This window comes from Paenibacillus vini (genome assembly GCF_018403325.1).
Taxonomy (GTDB): Bacteria; Bacillota; Bacilli; order Paenibacillales; family Paenibacillaceae; genus Fontibacillus; species Fontibacillus vini.
On record NZ_BOSL01000006.1, the window covers coordinates 227908 to 243053 of the forward strand.

16 protein-coding genes are annotated in these 15146 nt (G+C 47.6%); 14 read left to right on the forward strand and 2 right to left on the reverse strand.

All coding sequences use genetic code 11. The features are described from left to right. Positions 1-35 precede the first annotated feature (35 nt). The 6 genes from KJS57_RS11755 (at position 36) to KJS57_RS11780 (ending at position 3998) form a co-directional block, all read left to right on the forward strand. The gene (locus tag KJS57_RS11755) at positions 36-527 is read left to right on the forward strand and encodes a GNAT family N-acetyltransferase (protein WP_213654928.1); all 492 of its coding nucleotides are present in this window, start codon (positions 36-38) and stop codon (positions 525-527) included. Further along, positions 524-1186 carry an HAD family hydrolase gene (locus tag KJS57_RS11760; RefSeq protein ID WP_213654929.1) on the forward strand — a complete coding sequence of 221 codons (663 nt, stop codon included), beginning with the start codon at positions 524-526 and terminating at the stop codon, positions 1184-1186. The genes KJS57_RS11755 and KJS57_RS11760 overlap by 4 nt, the downstream gene beginning before the upstream one ends. Positions 1187-1662: 476 nt before the next feature. Beyond that, positions 1663-2097, forward strand: coding sequence for a GNAT family N-acetyltransferase (locus tag KJS57_RS11765; protein WP_213654930.1), 435 nt, complete (start codon positions 1663-1665; stop codon positions 2095-2097). A 38-nt stretch (positions 2098-2135) separates the two neighbouring features. After that, entirely contained in the window at positions 2136-2519 is a 384-nt protein-coding gene (locus KJS57_RS11770) for a nuclear transport factor 2 family protein (protein ID WP_213654931.1), read from the forward strand. A 17-nt stretch (positions 2520-2536) separates the two neighbouring features. After that, positions 2537-3121, forward strand: coding sequence for an HD domain-containing protein (locus KJS57_RS11775; RefSeq protein WP_213654932.1), 585 nt, complete (start codon positions 2537-2539; stop codon positions 3119-3121). Between the two features lie 58 nt (positions 3122-3179). Further along, on the forward strand, positions 3180-3998 hold the full coding sequence (locus KJS57_RS11780; RefSeq protein ID WP_244861498.1) for a hypothetical protein: 819 nt from the start codon (positions 3180-3182) through the stop codon (positions 3996-3998). Between the two features lie 73 nt (positions 3999-4071). Here the strand turns inward: KJS57_RS11780 and KJS57_RS11785 are convergent, their stop codons facing one another. Continuing rightward, complete coding sequence (locus tag KJS57_RS11785) at positions 4072-4467, reverse strand: RidA family protein (RefSeq protein WP_213654933.1); 396 nt, start codon at positions 4465-4467, stop codon at positions 4072-4074. A 111-nt stretch (positions 4468-4578) separates the two neighbouring features. On the opposite strand from KJS57_RS11785, the gene KJS57_RS11790 reads away from it, so the two are divergent. The 3 genes from KJS57_RS11790 to KJS57_RS11800 all read left to right on the forward strand — a co-directional run bounded on the left by KJS57_RS11790 (position 4579) and on the right by KJS57_RS11800 (position 5877). Further along, positions 4579-4914 (forward strand): winged helix-turn-helix transcriptional regulator, encoded by a 336-nt coding sequence (locus KJS57_RS11790; protein WP_247681692.1) that lies wholly within the window; start codon positions 4579-4581, stop codon positions 4912-4914. A gap of 82 nt (positions 4915-4996) precedes the next feature. After that, positions 4997-5578 carry a hypothetical protein gene (locus KJS57_RS11795; RefSeq protein WP_213654934.1) on the forward strand — a complete coding sequence of 194 codons (582 nt, stop codon included), beginning with the start codon at positions 4997-4999 and terminating at the stop codon, positions 5576-5578. Beyond that, positions 5575-5877: a DUF5316 domain-containing protein gene (locus KJS57_RS11800; protein WP_213654935.1), complete on the forward strand. Its 303-nt coding sequence runs from the start codon at positions 5575-5577 to the stop codon at positions 5875-5877. Before KJS57_RS11795 ends, KJS57_RS11800 begins: the two co-directional genes overlap by 4 nt. Positions 5878-5881: 4 nt before the next feature. On the opposite strand, the gene KJS57_RS11805 is transcribed toward KJS57_RS11800, so the two are convergent. Next, a complete protein-coding gene (locus tag KJS57_RS11805) occupies positions 5882-6589 on the reverse strand; it encodes a M50 family metallopeptidase (RefSeq protein WP_213654936.1) in 708 nt (235 codons plus the stop codon). Positions 6590-6751: 162 nt separating this feature from the next. Here KJS57_RS11805 and KJS57_RS11810 point away from each other — a divergent pair, with 162 nt between their 5' ends. The 5 genes from KJS57_RS11810 (at position 6752) to KJS57_RS11830 (ending at position 15138) form a co-directional block, all read left to right on the forward strand. Beyond that, a complete protein-coding gene (locus KJS57_RS11810; RefSeq protein WP_213654937.1) occupies positions 6752-8512 on the forward strand; it encodes a TerB N-terminal domain-containing protein in 1761 nt (586 codons plus the stop codon). Positions 8513-8551: 39 nt separating this feature from the next. Continuing rightward, positions 8552-9892 carry an ATP-binding protein gene (locus KJS57_RS11815; protein WP_213654938.1) on the forward strand — a complete coding sequence of 447 codons (1341 nt, stop codon included), beginning with the start codon at positions 8552-8554 and terminating at the stop codon, positions 9890-9892. Next, positions 9889-12216, forward strand: coding sequence for a DEAD/DEAH box helicase (locus tag KJS57_RS11820; protein ID WP_244861499.1), 2328 nt, complete (start codon positions 9889-9891; stop codon positions 12214-12216). Before KJS57_RS11815 ends, KJS57_RS11820 begins: the two co-directional genes overlap by 4 nt. Further along, positions 12200-12847 carry a pentapeptide repeat-containing protein gene (locus tag KJS57_RS11825; RefSeq protein ID WP_211021240.1) on the forward strand — a complete coding sequence of 216 codons (648 nt, stop codon included), beginning with the start codon at positions 12200-12202 and terminating at the stop codon, positions 12845-12847. The genes KJS57_RS11820 and KJS57_RS11825 overlap by 17 nt, the downstream gene beginning before the upstream one ends. Before the next feature lie 248 nt (positions 12848-13095). Then, complete coding sequence (locus KJS57_RS11830; RefSeq protein WP_213654939.1) at positions 13096-15138, forward strand: alpha/beta hydrolase fold domain-containing protein; 2043 nt, start codon at positions 13096-13098, stop codon at positions 15136-15138. The last annotated feature ends 8 nt before the right edge of the window (positions 15139-15146 follow it).

Sequence of the window (15146 nt, forward strand, 5' to 3'; positions counted from 1 at the left end):
TTTTAAGCATCAGCGCTAAGAAAGGAAGGACTCTTATGATGCGAATTGTAAAAGCTGATCGACAAGACCTGAAAGAGATTCTGGAACTGCAGTATATGGCATATAGAAGCGAAGCGGAAATTTATAACAATTATAACATACAGCCGCTTAGACAAACCTTAAAGCAATTGGAAGAAGAGTTCGATCAACAAGTTATACTTAAAGCGGAAATGGATGGAATGATCGTTGGTTCGGTGAGAGCATTTGTGGATCAAGGAACCTGTAAAATCGGCAAATTGATCGTTCACCCTGACTATCAGAACAAAGGAATCGGAACGACTCTCATGAATGAAGTGGAGAATTACTTTAAAGGATGCTTGAAATTTCAATTGTTCACCGGTGATAAGAGTCTGAGGAATTTACACTTGTATACTAAATTAGGATATAAGGAGTTTGAATCAGAAGAAATCAACCCAAAGCTGAAGATTATTTATTTAGAAAAGGAGGCGTCTAGGGACAATATTTTGAAGGGCGGCAAGCATCTATGATTAGATCCGTTATTTTTGATCTGGACGGGACTTTATTGGATCGTAATAATTCCTTATACTGCTTCGTGGTCGATCAGTATGATAGGATCATTAAGAACACTAAGAATATAGACAAGGAGAGCTATATCCATCGTTTTATTGAACTGGATCATCGCGGATATGTTTGGAAGGATAGAGTCTACCAGGAACTAATCAAGGAATTTGACCTGCCGTTGGATTGGAATGAATTATTAACGGATTATAAAGATGGATTTTGTAAGCATGCCACACCATTTTCCAACACCACTGAATTATTGGAAAATCTCATAAGCAACGGGTACAAACTTGGGATGATTACAAATGGATTTGGTGACTTTCAATCCAGCAATATTCAAGCTTTAGGGATACAGGAATATTTTGAAGTGATATTGATTTCGGAAATAGAGGGTATTCGGAAACCGGATCCAGCTATCTTTAATAGAGCAAGTGATTTGCTGGGCGTAAGACCTGAAGAGTGTGTTTATGTTGGTGATCATCCTATCAACGATGTTACGGCCAGCAAAAGTGTGGGAATGAAGGGGATCTGGAAGGAAGACACCTTTTATAACGATGACTTTGAATATGATGGAATTGTAAGAGACTTACTGGATATAGAAAAGTTAATTGAACAATGGAGCTGAAATGTGAAGGGGGTTGGTGACCTATCGTTAAGCAATTCATAAGGATGAATATGGTCAGCATACTCTACGCTTTATTTTTATTCGTGCCGATCGAGCTTATGGTGAATGTGTATAGAATTAGCAGGCTGACCGGTTGGGAGCTCAATTCAACCAACATATTAAATATGGTCATCATATGTGCTGACATTGTATTTGGCACAGCTATATTATACTTATTGACCACAAAATGGTTGGGCAGAAGAAAACTCAATTATCTGACGATCGTCTTTTGGGTGCCTTACTTTATTTTATTTGTATATATCTTTGCTAGATTATTTCCTATTACTTATGGCGGAGACGATCCAAATCCAGTAACAGGTTTACTAGCCATTGGAATGCTGTTGTTATATCCGGTTTATATTTTTTTTATGAATCTGATTCATTCATTGAAATGATTTCATATCCATAATCTACATAAGAAATAAGGAGGCGCATTAATGATAGCACTTAAGAAAATAGATCGGAACAATTTTTTTGATGTCATTAAGCTAAGTGTGGCCGAGGAGCAAAAGGAGTTTGTAGCGACAAATTTATTTTCGCTCGCCCAGGCTAAAGCTTTTCCGGAATGTATTTGTTTAGCCATTTATGATGATGAGGTTCTGGTTGGATTTACGATGTACTGCTTAGACGAGGACGATCATGAATACTGGATTTACCGGCTAATGATAGACGCCAAGCACCAGTCAAAAGGCTATGGGAAGGCAGCCATGGAGCTGCTTATAGGAAGGATTAAAGAAGATGAACAACATCGGGTTATCTACATAAGCTTTGAACCAAATAATGTGCAGGCTAAACATTTATACGAAAAATTAGGCTTTGAAGCGGATGGCCGCGTGATTGATGGGGAAGTCGTTTACAAGCTGGAATATTGATCGATCATTATAAGATTTCTTCAGGGAGGGAATGAATCATGGAAGAGGCGGAAATCCAATCTCTCATTAAACGCTACATCCAGGCGTATAATTCTTTTGATGTTAATGGGATGGTTGATCTCTTGCACGAGGATATTGAGTTTCGAAACATTTCCCATGGTGAAGTGGATACAGAAACTAAAGGAATGGATCAATTTCGTAATTTAGCCGAGCAATCGGTGACGATCTTTTCGCAAAGGGAACAAACGATAACACAGATGATAGTTAATGGGGATAAGGCAGAGGTAGAAATTAATTATGAAGGTAAATTGGCGGCGGATCTGCCTAACGGATTGAAGGCTGGGGACTCCATAGAACTTAAGGGGAAAACCATCTTTCTTGTAAGAGATCAAAAGATAGCTGTGATCGAAGACTATAGTTAAACAAGGAGCTGGGCTTGATGGAGAATATGCTAAAGCAATTTAACTTCATCGTTGAAATAGATAAATTAAAAACCATTGAAAGAAGAACGAAAATCATACATGGTTCCAGATTAGAAAACGATGCAGAACATTCATGGCATCTTGCAATGATGGCGATGATTTTGCAACATCACGCAAATGAAAACATCGATTTGCTCAAGGTGATAAAAATGCTTTTGATACACGACTTAGTGGAGATTGATGCAGGCGATACATTTGCATACGATACGGATGGGCAAGTTGATAAATTTGATCGTGAAACTAAAGCTGCCAAAAGATTGTTTGGAATGTTACCCGCAGAGCAAGAGGAAGAATTTACTCAATTGTGGCTTGAGTTTGAAAATAAAGAGACGGAAGAAGCGAAATTCGCTTCCTCACTGGATAGACTACAGCCGCTCGTACATAATTCGTTGAATCAAGGCGATACATGGCAAAAATACGGAATTACCAGCGAACAAGTTATCAACCGAAATAAGGAGATTCATCATGGATCGGAGAAGCTGTGGGAGTATGCTCAAACGATTATTAAGAGTTCTGTAGAGCAAGGGATTCTGACTAAGTAATGAACATTCCGGCACGGTACTTGGGAGGAAGATCTATAACATTAATAGGACGGTTATGATGTCAAAGAAAAAAGCAGCTATATGGATAAGCCTAGTCATTATTATGCTTTTAATAGGTTGGCTCAATTTCAAAACCCCATCGAATCCAGTATGGTTAGAGAGCGGGACTGAAGATAACACCTCATTTTTATCGGATGAATATTTTATAGGGCTCAATGATTTATTCGAGAAAGTAAGAGATGATCACAAGAAGTGGTACATTGTGGATGGATCTAGTGAAATAGCAGCCCGAGCCGTCATTGTGAAAATGATGCAAGATCTGGAGAGCAATCCAGGCGCTTTAACAAATCATGAGAACTCCGTTCGTTATTTTGAGACATTTGACAGAAACATTAGAAAGGCAGGAAGCATTACAGAGGAAGTACATTTTTTTAGAAACACATTGAACTCGTATAGTGGCGCACCTGTAAGTCTGGATGACATGATCACTTTAGCGGCAGAAGGGAAATGGAAGTTATTCAGTGCGAAATACCATAGATATAATCATGAGGGAGTAAAAGGAGCACTTAATCTTAAGTTTATTTCCAAAGACGGCAGATTTGAAGCTGTTTATAATTCGGAAACAGGAGAAATGGTTACGGATCCATTTAACATGGGGACCTATAACTATGCCCCGGGATCAATAAATCCGCTGAAATACTACAAGCACTATACGTTTGATAAACAACCTTGGAAAAAGTGGGGGAATGAAAGCGGAGTCTCTTTTGAGGATATCATGAGCCTGGAGTCGGGACATGGTTCATCCGAAGAGAAGAATAATTCAAAGGAAATTAAAAGGTGGATAAAGCAAAGAAAAGAAGAATTGAAACTGGAATAAGTAAGCGCCCAAAGCGGTCGAGCTTTATCGTAGCCAGCCCCACCGCTCGGAGCGTCTTGTCGCGATAGCTAAATTAGTCGGTATGTGCAACGGCGCGGATTTCAATCAGTTGATGAGGAAACGCCAGCCCTGATACGCCAACGAGGGTACCGGCAGGCCGATGGTCGCCTACATATTCTTTGAACAGTTCTACGCACTTCTCAAAATGCTCTTGCGGATTTGTCAGAAAGATTTCCATCTCCGCGATGTTCGATCTTGTGACTCCAAAACCCGCCAGCACACGATCAAGATTCTCCAGCGTCTGCCGGGTCTGTGTTTCGATATCGCCCTCCCCTACAAAAGTGCCTTGCATGTCATGCGAAAATTGTCCTGAAATGTAGATGGTCCCATTGACGCTGTATCCTTGTGAAAGGCCGAACTCTTCCTCCCATGCAACGCCGTGACCGTAGGTAGCAATTGTTTTAGTCATTTATAACTCCCCTTTCAATCAAAGTAAGGCTAGTATAAACTGAGCATAATATAAAGAGTAGTACGCACTTTTTGGATAGGTACTACCCGAAAGGATAGTGTTAATGTGGGAATGGGTGAATTTATAGGTAAAGTCAAAACGATTCAAGATACACCTTTTGGCTATACAGTTTCAGTGATTGGCGGTAAATGGAAAATGGTCATTCTTTATCTTTTGGCAGAAAACCACCCGGTTCGATTTAATGATTTGAAAAGACAAATAGGTGCCATTACGTATAAAACATTAAGTGCGCAACTAAAAGAATTGGAAGCGGATGGTTTGGTTAAACGGAAAGAGTATCCTCAAATACCTCCTAAAGTGGAGTACAGTCTCACGGTCAAAGGAGAGAGTTTACTGCCTGTATTGGAGAATTTATGCGAGTGGGGAGCAACAAACCGGGATCGTTAAATCCGGCTATAGTTCGTCAACACTAACCGCTCCGGTCTAGGATTTAGAACTATTGTGTTGGGGCGTTAAACAAGGAGAGACTATGAAAAAGCTGACGTTTTTTTTGAGCATACTCATTCTGATAGCCATAGCGGTTTTTGTTGGAATTAACTTATCTCCTAAGGACGTCCATATAAATGCTCAAGGTCTTAAATATAGATTAGGAAACGACAACACAGAGTCCGAGAAGGCTGTAAATGTAAATATTGAGGGGAAACTGCACACAAGTATTACCGGGAAAAGGTCATTTAAAGGGACCATTAACATAGAGGGCGAGAATATCCCTGTTCCCGTAGAACAGAGACAACTTAATATGCCCATTTCACAAGATGGATGGGGCGTGATCAGTTATCCTTATTTTGAATACAAAAAAGCGAGTGATGGGTCACCAGGAGCAGTAAACAATACACATATATATCAGTATGGCTCTCTATTCATAAATAGTGATTTCAGTAAGGTAACGATTTTAGTCTCGGATCAAAAAGAATCGGATGGTACGGGAGCATCATCTTGGAGCGCAGAAGATGGTCAAATGATCACTGTACCGGCCAGTAGCAGGTCCGAAGCAATTCGCCTCTCAAATGAGCTGATGAGGGATTTTTTGAAGGGATTTGAATTGAAATGAGGAATTTCGCGATAAGAGCTTTCCTTGTCGGAACGGTTTTGGGTATCGTTACAGCCTTAACTGCCGGACTCTTGAGTCATTGGGAAATGGCCATTAAAATTACCGGGGGAATCGGAGTCGTGTCCTGGCTGTTAGCGGGATTATTATCTGGGGCGTTTATTAGCGGTGACCGGACAAGGGCCAACGAGAGCATCGAAACGGCAGAGGATAAAAGGTTTAGAAGTAAGTTTTCTTCCGTATTGTTTCTGTTTGGCCTGCCGTTTCTAACTGTCGCGTTACTTATTTATTTGCTGACTTAAGAGGTTATCTGACCGCCGCATCATTTATGCTTTTGGCATGACGGCTTTGCCCCCTGTCTTTCCAATACAGTTGTAAAGCGGACATGGCGCAGAAAATCGAAATGACAAAGAAAAGAAGAGACCAGGCTAAAGCCGGCATGATCGTGATGTGCGCCAGATTGGATGCATCCCCGGCTTGACTCGGATCCGTGAGGGATCGCAGCAACAGCGTGAACGGCCCCATTACCGATTCCTCCAGACACAGGAATGCCAGCAATAAATAATAGAAATTTAGAATCCGTCCTCCAAGAAGCAAAAACACAAAATTCACCACGATGAAAATGATCAGCCACCACAGCCCGTATCCCGACCGCACGAACAGGAGAATCATTGCCAGTGCAATGACACTAATGATCATAATCCCTGCCCGTTGTTGATGCTTGTAACGGACATAAAACAAGGCGATCGCAAACAAGGATGCTGAAATGTATCCGGCGAGTGACACGGCAACCTGGCTCCAGCCCGACGTGGCCAGCACGGAGTAAGTTACACCGCTGTGATCGGGATTCAACTCAATGCGCAGCACGCGGCCTGACATCAACAAGGTCATCACGGCATGACCGAGCTCATGGATCATCGTGTCCAGTATACGGAACCAGTCGGAAAATGGAATCAGCCTCGTAAGGATAGCGGCCCCCGCAAGAAACAGGAATGCCTTAAGCCATTTATTCATATTTAATCCCCTTTAAATCCATCTTCGATTACAACTCTTCTACAGCATAATATGAAATCTGGCTGGATGCCAGTCGTGAAAAAGGAATACAATTTGCCTTCAAAAAAGCGAACAAATTTTCGGTTCAATGATATAATGGAGTCGTGATGGAGGTCTGGAGTCATGAACGATAAAACGGACAAACACGACATTCATATAGAGCAGAGCGGACAACAGAATAGACGCGAGCAGCAGTTGAGGTTTGCCGAATTGGAACTCGGGGCGCCGGAACCGCAGGAGCGGGAGACCGTCAGCCTGGTCGTTACGCCGGATGGCTGGGAGCGGAGCCTGGATTGGCAGCAGGATTTTCGGTATGTTTCGCGCGAAGGGCAATTTGTTCAGAAAGCGCGGGAACTTGAATCACAAACTGAGGATCATGCAGAGTTCGTCCCTTTTCAAACTTACTGGCCGACCTATGATCAAATGCAGCCGGGACAGCTTAAATGGTATTTGTACTGGAGGGGAGAGGTCCGTTCGGAACGTTATCATGATACTGACCTATCTTATCTGTTTGTGTACTTGTATGAGCTGATTCACGGAATCGGCTGGAGCGAGCCGGTGCAGGGGGTCCAGTTGATGGACAGGGTATGGCACGCCTACCGGAAAAGGTATCCGAAGCTGGATCAATATGTACGGGAATGGAAGTATGATTTTGCGCTGGTATTCGGGTTGGATCTGCCGCCTTTCGAGCCGCTTGCAAAGCTTCCCAGAAGTCTGTCGCCCGAGCTTAGGGAGCTGGAATGGAAACGGAGATTTTCCGCCGAGCCGGTGGAATTGACTTGGGATTTGGTTTTGCAGCTGTGCGACTATGAAATTGAAAAAAGCCGTTATTACAATGAACAGGGTCGAAAGGACCTGCGGGAATATATCCCGAAAGTGATAGTGCTGGTAGATGGGTACCTGGCAAAGACTACGGGAAACAAGCTGATTAATCATTTTATGCCCCGTGAAAAGAAGGTTACCCGCTACTTGTTCCGCAGCGCCGTCTACGACTACGAGCAATACGGGCGCACAGCGACGGTTTCTATATTGGCGATTAGTGAGCATCTCCCGCTCCGCGCTTATTTGACACAACTGGTCAGGTTTACGGAAAACAAGCTGCGGGAGCTGTCCGGCTTTAAAGGGAAGCTGCGCGGGATCACCCTTGAAGCTGAGGTGGAGGAGCTTGTTTCCCGCTTTCTGCATAAGGAGTTTGAGCTCCGCAAAGCGGAAGAAGCCAAAGCCCGCGCTCCTAAAGTGAAGATCAACACCGCCAAGCTCCGCAAACTGCAGCATGAATCGGATGAAGTACGGGACATGCTGTTGACCGAACAGTTACCGGTGATTCCGGAGAATCAAGGTTCGTCGGTGGAGCATCCGGTTTCATCGGGTTTGCCGGCCATGGAGATATCCCTTGGCCACCTCGTTACGCAGGCCAAGCAGGAGCTAGGTTCATTGCGCAGCCGGAACCGGAATCGGAAAGATACCGACGGCCCCCAGCAGGCAGAGATGGATTTCGAACGCGGCTGGCAGACTTTTGAGGAAGAGTCGCCTGCAAACGTAGCGTTGGAAACAATGAAGAGTGAAGCACCGAAAGGTGATCAGCGTCCAGAATTGTCAGACGATGATAATTGTGCTGATGGGATGGAATTACCGGAGGAGTGGCGAGAGCTGTGGGGCCGATTGTCCGAGTCCCACAAGAAGATGCTGTCCGCATTGGTCAATGGCGATGGGGATGCGGTGCGATATGACATCGCCGAGCAAGCCGGTTCGATGCCTGAGCTGCTTCTTGATGAGATCAACGGACTGTCCATGGAGTGGATCGGCGATTTGCTGATCGACGGAGATGAGATTACGGAGGAGTACCGGCAGGAGCTCTCGGAAATGCTTCGAAGCCGCTGTTGATGTAAATATAGTGTTTAGATTTCAAGAGGTGATAACGAGATGAAACAGATGCAAATCCCTAAACGGCTGACTACGGCACTGGTGAATTCCTTGACGGCGGGAGTGGTGCCGCGGGTCGGACTGGAGCATATCGCGGTCGGAAGAAAAGCCGAGGTGGCGTCGATTCTCCAAGATATGGACAATATCGCAGAGGGCGGAGCGGCGTTTCGGCTAATTACCGGGCGGTACGGGAGCGGGAAAAGCTTTTTGCTGCAAATGATCCGTAATTATGCGATGGACCGGGAATTTGTGGTGGCGGATGCCGATTTGTCCCCCGAGCGAAGACTTGTTGGCACGAAAGGACAGGGGCTGGGCACATACCGGGAGCTGATGATGCATTTATCTACCCGGACAAGACCGGACGGCGGAGCCTTGGAGAGCATGCTGCAAAAATGGATTGCCGGACTCCAGCAGGAACAAATGCAGGCCACCGGTCTGCGTCCGGGTGATCCGCAATTGTATGAAGCGGTGGAACTCCAAATCTATGCGGTCAGCAATGAATTACAGAGTCTGGTGCACGGGTTTGATTTTGCCAAGGTGCTGGCCGCATACTGGTCGGGCTACAAGCTGGGGGACGATGACCGGAAAGCGGCGGCGCTGCGCTGGCTGCGCGGGGAATTTCCGACCAAGACGGAGGCGCGCAAAGAGCTGGGGGTCGGCGTTATTATCGATGATGACAATTGGTACGACTACATGAAGCTGTGGTCCGAATTTGCGGTGCGCATCGGCTATAAGGGATTGCTGCTGTTTATCGACGAGGGCGTGAATTTGTACAAAATTACGAACAGCGTGTCCCGACAAAGCAATTACGAAAAGCTGCTGACGATGTTCAATGACACGATGCAGGGAAAAGCTCAATACCTGGGCATTTACCTGGGCGGAACACCACAGTTTGTGGAGGATGAACGCAGAGGCCTGTTCAGCTATGAGGCGCTTCGGTCGCGATTAATGGATGGCCGTTACAGCAGCGGTTCGCGACGGACATATACTTCGCCGATTCTGAGACTGGACATGCTGTCGCATGAGGAGATTCTGATCCTGCTGCAAAAGCTGCGCAATATTCATGCGATGCACTCCGGTTATGAGCCTCGCTTGAGCGATGGGCAGCTGATTGCTTTCATGCAGGCGGCGGTGGGCCGACTTGGAGCCGAGGAACTGCTGACAACCCGGGAAGTAGTCCGGGATTTCATGGATGTGCTGCATATGCTGCACCAGCATAAAGAACTGACTTTTGAGGAACTGATGGGCGAGCGTGAGCAAGAATATTTGGCATCCGGCTCTCCCGGTAATTCCGGCAGCAAAGACGAACTCGATGACTTTTTGGCGGAGTTTGACCTATGAGCGGATCCGATCGGCATTACGATAACCGAGGCCGAGGCCAAGGGGCGGATCGGGGGCAACAGGGGAATCCTTTTGCCCGGCTGGCCCCGTTCATTCAGGAATACATTTACCGCAAGAAATGGGACACCCTCCGCGAAGCCCAGGTTGAAGCGTGCAGAGTGTTGTTCGATACGCAGCATCATCTGCTGATCGCATCTGGGACGGCATCGGGAAAGACGGAGGCGGCTTTCTTTCCGGCGCTTACCGAGCTGTATCATCGGCCATCGGAATCGGTGGGCATCCTTTATATCGGACCGCTGAAGGCGCTGATCAATGATCAATTCGAGCGGATTAGCGAACTGCTAAGGGAAGGGGAAGTGCCTGTCTGGCATTGGCATGGAGACGTATCCCAAGCGGAGAAAACGAAGCTCATGCAACGGCCTTGCGGTGTGCTGCAGATTACTCCAGAGTCGCTGGAGGGGCTGCTCATGAACCGTCCGAATGCGATTCCTGCGCTGTTCCATGATCTACGGTATATTATGATCGATGAGGTGCATGCTTTCATGGGTGCGGACCGGGGCATTCAGGTACTGAGCCAGTTGACCCGGCTGGAGCGGATGGCCTCTTGTACACCGCAGCGGATAGGGCTGTCGGCCACGCTTAGCGATTATGATACCGCCGCCCGCTGGCTTGGGGCCGGAACCCAGCAACCGGTGGAGGTGGTATCGCCGCAGGGCGGACGGAAGCTGAAGCTGTCGGTTGAGCATTTCTCGTTCCCGGATGCCCGGGATGAACGGGAGGCTGAGCATCTGGAACTCGCCAAGCAGAATTATTACAATTTCATCTATGACCATACCCACCAAAAAAAAGCGCTCGTCTTCACCAACAGCCGCTCGGACGCCGAGCTCACCACGCTCGAGATGCGCCGAATCGCCGAGAAGCGGGAGGAGCGCGATGTGTTCCATGTGCATCACGGAAGCATTTCCGCGATGCTGCGGGAGGAGACCGAGGCCGCGCTGAAGTCCGGCCCGGGTCCTGCAGTGGCCGCCGCGACAGTGACGCTGGAGCTCGGCATCAACCTCGGCGAGCTGGAGCGGGTCATCCAGCTCGGAGCGCCGTACAGCTGCTCCAGCTTTGTGCAGCGGCTCGGCCGTTCCGGACGCCGGGGCGATGCGGCGTCGGAGATGATGTTCCTCTGTGCGGAGGAAGAGGACGAGGAGGCGCAGTTGCCCGCGCGGATGCCGTGGACGCTGCTGCGGGCGATCGCCGTGATCGAGCTGTACGTCCGCGAGCGCTGGGTGGAGCCGCTAGATCTGCGGCGGAAGCCGGTCGGGGTGCTCTATCATCAGACGATGAGCACTCTGAAGAGTATCGGCGAAGCCGAGCCCGCCGAGTTGGCGCGGGCGGTCCTGACTCTGCCGGCTTTTCGCGGCATTGAGCCGGACGAATATAAGAAGCTGCTGCAATATTTGCTGCAGACCGACCATATCCAGCAGACGGAGGAAGGTTCGCTGATCATTGGACTCGGCGGGGAGAAAGTGGTGAACAACTACCGATTCTATGCCGTGTTCAAGGATGATGAGGAACATGTGGTGTATAACGGTTCGGAGGAGATCGGAAGCATTACCACCGTACCGCCGCCGGGCTACTGCTTCTCGCTTGCCGGCAAGCTCTGGAAGGTCGAGGAAGTGGACGGCAAGCATAAGGCGGTCTACGTGAAATCTTCCAAGGGCAAGGTAGACACCCTTTGGCTAGGAGCCGGCGGCGACGTTCATACCCGGGTAATGCAAAAAATGCGCCAGGTGTTGGAGGAACAGACGCTGTATCCCTATCTGGCGCCCGGAGCGGTAAACCGTCTGGAGCGGGCGCGCAGGCTGGCCCGGGAAAGCGGGTTATTGCGCAGTCCGGTGATTCCGGCGGGCGGAAATTCGCTGTTCATTTTACCCTGGGCGGGAAGCAAGCAGTTCCGTACGCTGGAGCGTTTGCTGAAGCATAATCTTACGGAACCGATGGGACTGCGCCAAGTCGTCCCGATGGAACCGTATTATATGGTCGTGGCCGGAACAGCTGACGCAGAAAGTCTGCTGGCCAGCATCCGGGACGGGCTGTCCGGGGCACATGACCCTGAAGCTTTGCTCGATGCAGCGGAGGCTCCATACCTCGGCAAGTATGACGAGTATGTGCCGCCCGAGCTGGTTCGGCGCGCTTTTGCCGTGGATGGTCTGGATGTGAAAGGACTGGCCGAAGTACTTCGAAAACAATCGGGCGAAAGACCGGTAATCGCAGAGAGAAACGGGCTGGTAACCCGACAACAGAAAGGTGATCAGGATGGCTTCAAAAATTAAAATGATGTCCCCGCAGCTCCCTGCGGATTTATATGAGGTTGATTTGGAAACATTGCTTGAGGACGCGGATCATGAGCTGGTAAACAGTATGATGAACGGTGCCCAGTATGAACATGAAGTTATGGAGAAATGCATTTTGTCCAAGGTGCTGCTTCGCGGCTGTTCCTTCTCGCATACCACCTTTGATCGGATGGATATGACCGATACGGTGCTGGAAAATTGCGATTTCTCCAATGCCGTTCTGCAAAGGGGCATTATTCACCGCGTTCATTTCAAGGATTGTAAACTGACCGGGGTGAATCTGTCCAAGGCTAACCTGGGGTTCGTGACCTTCGAGAATTGCTTGATGAATCTGAGCGATCTGGTGGAGGGTTCTTTGAAGCAAGTGAGGTTTAGTGGTTGTTCCCTGCAGAATGCTAATTTTTACGGATGTAAGTTTAAGGATGTCGAGCTGCAGGAATGCGATCTAAATGAGGCGGATTTTACGGACACTTCGCTTAAAGGTATGGATATCAGCACCTGTACTTTTGATCGGGTCGATATTCCCGTCTCCGCGTTGCCGGGATGCACCGTGTCTCCCGAGCAGGCGACCGGCTTTGCCAAGCTTCTTGGATTGAAGGTAAAGGAATAACAGGAATGAAAAGGTCAGAATAATTAAAACACCGGGATTTCCCGGTGTTTTTTTGTTTTCCCTTTTGCGTATGATTACACCCAATTTACGATGGAATGCATTATTGTTTATCCGAGATCCGGGTCATAAAATGAATTTGAATTTTTATAACAAAGGACAAATTCATTTCTTATGGGGGTATTGGTTTGAAAAGGTGGACGATTTATGTTATTACGGGCTTATTGCTTATTTTGGGAGTCGGGTTGTTTATGAATAGACAGATTGACAAGAGAATAAACACGCCTGATGCAAGTTTGGAGCAACCCATGATCGGCAGCACTACAAACGTAAATAAGGATGTTTCAATGAAGGCGGTCCTAAGCCACGAGCAACGAGAAGTCAGATATCTGTCGCCTGCGTTCCATGTAAACACGAAGAGCAATATCGTCTATGCGAGCAAGAAGAATGAAGCACAGAACGAAGAACCGCTGAGTCTGGATTTGTACGAGCCGATAGGCGATAACAATAAGCAAAGGCCGGTTTTTATTTTTATTCATGGTGGCGGATACAAGGAGGGGAGCAAGGAGGATGCGGTGGATATATCCAACAAATTGGCGGAACGCGGGTATGTTGTATTATCCATGAATTACAGATTAAAGACCGATCCGTTCTTGAATTTTGAGCTAACCCTTTCCGACGCCTACGAGGATATTGCCGATGTGATCGGGTGGATTTATGACCATGCGGAAATGTACGGACTGGATTCCAAAAAAATCGTGATCGGCGGGGACTCAGCCGGAGGCTACCTGGCGATGAATTTTACCAATGAGTATTTGCGTAGCGACCCTTCCCTCGTTAAACCGGTATTTGCCGTTGTGGATATTTACGGCGGTTTGCTCGGGAAAACCGTTCATGAGAATATGCCCCCCGTCCTGATTATACATGGAACGATCGATGCGATGATCCCTTACCGGCAAAGCCTGGATTTAAAAGACGCATTGGAACAACAAGGAATTCATCATGATCTGTTCACGATAGAGGGAGCCGGTCATGATTATAAGAACGTAAAATACATCGATGATGTCGTTGAGACGATTACGCATTTTTTGTGGAACGTGATGAATGGGCCCAAGAGCGATGAACTCCCGGCGAACGCGGGGCTAACCGCCGCTTCTGGTGATCCCGTGAGCATAAAGCTGCCGGAAAGCTTTATCCGTAATTCAAGCGTAGGAATTCTTCGGATTATTGTACCGGAGGGTTGGGAGCTTGCGGAGAATGATGTGGGTGAAAATGTTACACTCCTAGTCCCTGCCGGTTTAACACCCGGGAATTACACCGTATTCGCAAGTATGGAACCGGATGATCAGAAGACCGCTTCGGTTCCGGGGTACGTCTCCCATGTTAAAGTTTTGAGCCCGCTGCAAGAGAGCTTCGAAACGTATTTTGATGACACCGACCAAAAAGCAAAAACGCTGATATCCATAACGAACCAATCAAAGCATATTTTCAATGGTTCCCTTCAAGTTACTTACGAAACGAAGCAAGGGAATCAGACCTTCACTAACGAGTTGAAACAACTGGGGCCGGGGGAAAGTACCGCAATCACGATTCCGGAATTGATTAACGGGAAGTCAATGGTGCGGGGATATGATGCTTCGGGAAAACTGCTGCATAGCAGCGAGGATGTTTTCCATGCGTTGCAAATTGACAAGCCACAAAGCAATATCCAAATTGATGGGGACCTTAAGGAATGGAGTAGTCAGGCCAGTTTTGAAGTAGAAGACGTTAAAATGAAGGATTGGCGTGGGAGAGACGATGCCGGCGCGACAGGTTTTTTAAGCTGGGATTCCGCCAATCTATATATTGCCCTGGAAGTTACCGACGATGAGCATTTCCAAACGTCAAGCGGAAGCGAGATTTGGAGCGGGGATGGAGTACAGTTCGCGATTGGCCTAGCGGATGAGAATGGCGGCAACCCGTCCGAATACCACGAATTGGGTATGGCTATGGACAACAAGGGACGATTGATCAAGTGGCGCTGGATAACACCGCAAGGTTTCAATATCGATGATTATTTTGAGACGGAGCTTGCTATCACCAGAAAGGAACAAACAACGGTTTATGAAGCCGCTATTCCATGGAACGAGCTGACGCTGGACACAACGTTGGTAAAACCGGGGCTGAAGCTCAAATTTTCATTGCTGGTAAACGACAATGATGGAGAAGGACGTAAAGGATGGCTGGAATTCAATAGCGGTATCGGCACGGCTAAAGATATCAACGCCTTCGGCGATATTTACCTGACGGATTGACAACAGAC

What these genes read in the sequence shown, in the direction of transcription:
- KJS57_RS11825 (WP_211021240.1), top strand. Translation starts at nt 12,200, where the DNA reads ATGGCTTCAAAAATTAAAATGATGTCCCCGCAGCTCCCTGCGGATTTA.
- KJS57_RS11780 (WP_244861498.1), top strand. Translation starts at nt 3,180, where the DNA reads ATGTCAAAGAAAAAAGCAGCTATATGGATAAGCCTAGTCATTATTATG.
- KJS57_RS11775 (WP_213654932.1), top strand. Translation starts at nt 2,537, where the DNA reads ATGGAGAATATGCTAAAGCAATTTAACTTCATCGTTGAAATAGATAAA.
- KJS57_RS11765 (WP_213654930.1), top strand. Translation starts at nt 1,663, where the DNA reads ATGATAGCACTTAAGAAAATAGATCGGAACAATTTTTTTGATGTCATT.
- KJS57_RS11760 (WP_213654929.1), top strand. Translation starts at nt 524, where the DNA reads ATGATTAGATCCGTTATTTTTGATCTGGACGGGACTTTATTGGATCGT.
- KJS57_RS11815 (WP_213654938.1), top strand. Translation starts at nt 8,552, where the DNA reads ATGAAACAGATGCAAATCCCTAAACGGCTGACTACGGCACTGGTGAAT.
- KJS57_RS11830 (WP_213654939.1), top strand. Translation starts at nt 13,096, where the DNA reads ATGAATAGACAGATTGACAAGAGAATAAACACGCCTGATGCAAGTTTG.
- KJS57_RS11800 (WP_213654935.1), top strand. Translation starts at nt 5,575, where the DNA reads ATGAGGAATTTCGCGATAAGAGCTTTCCTTGTCGGAACGGTTTTGGGT.
- KJS57_RS11785 (WP_213654933.1), bottom strand. Translation starts at nt 4,467, where the DNA reads ATGACTAAAACAATTGCTACCTACGGTCACGGCGTTGCATGGGAGGAA.
- KJS57_RS11805 (WP_213654936.1), bottom strand. Translation starts at nt 6,589, where the DNA reads ATGAATAAATGGCTTAAGGCATTCCTGTTTCTTGCGGGGGCCGCTATC.
- KJS57_RS11820 (WP_244861499.1), top strand. Translation starts at nt 9,889, where the DNA reads ATGAGCGGATCCGATCGGCATTACGATAACCGAGGCCGAGGCCAAGGG.
- KJS57_RS11790 (WP_247681692.1), top strand. Translation starts at nt 4,579, where the DNA reads ATGGGTGAATTTATAGGTAAAGTCAAAACGATTCAAGATACACCTTTT.
- KJS57_RS11755 (WP_213654928.1), top strand. Translation starts at nt 36, where the DNA reads ATGATGCGAATTGTAAAAGCTGATCGACAAGACCTGAAAGAGATTCTG.
- KJS57_RS11770 (WP_213654931.1), top strand. Translation starts at nt 2,136, where the DNA reads ATGGAAGAGGCGGAAATCCAATCTCTCATTAAACGCTACATCCAGGCG.
- KJS57_RS11795 (WP_213654934.1), top strand. Translation starts at nt 4,997, where the DNA reads ATGAAAAAGCTGACGTTTTTTTTGAGCATACTCATTCTGATAGCCATA.
- KJS57_RS11810 (WP_213654937.1), top strand. Translation starts at nt 6,752, where the DNA reads ATGAACGATAAAACGGACAAACACGACATTCATATAGAGCAGAGCGGA.